Here is a 311-nt window from a genome sequence, read left to right on the forward strand (position 1 = left end):
GGTCGGGTCCGTGGCCGTGGGTGGGGACGCGCCGGTGTCGGTGCAGTCGATGACGACGACGCGGACGTCGGACATCGGTGCGACGCTCCAGCAGATCGCCGAGCTGACGGCCTCGGGCTGTCAGATCGTGCGGGTGGCGTGTCCGACGCAGGACGACGCGGACGCGCTGAAGGTGATCGCGGCGAAGTCGCAGATCCCGGTGATCGCGGACATTCACTTCCAGCCGAAGTATGTGTTCGCGGCGATCGACGCGGGCTGTGCGGCGGTGCGGGTGAATCCGGGGAACATCAAGCAGTTCGACGACAAGGTCA

At 67.2% G+C, this 311-nt stretch carries 1 protein-coding gene; it reads left to right on the top strand.

What is annotated here, in order from left to right; translation table 11 throughout:
• The coding region (locus HN013_RS32265) for a flavodoxin-dependent (E)-4-hydroxy-3-methylbut-2-enyl-diphosphate synthase (protein WP_171172570.1) at positions 1-311 on the top strand (311 nt) is incomplete at both ends.

Origin of the sequence: Streptomyces sp. I05A-00742 (assembly GCF_013055795.1) — a bacterium.
GTDB lineage: Bacteria > Actinomycetota > Actinomycetes > Streptomycetales > Streptomycetaceae > Streptomyces.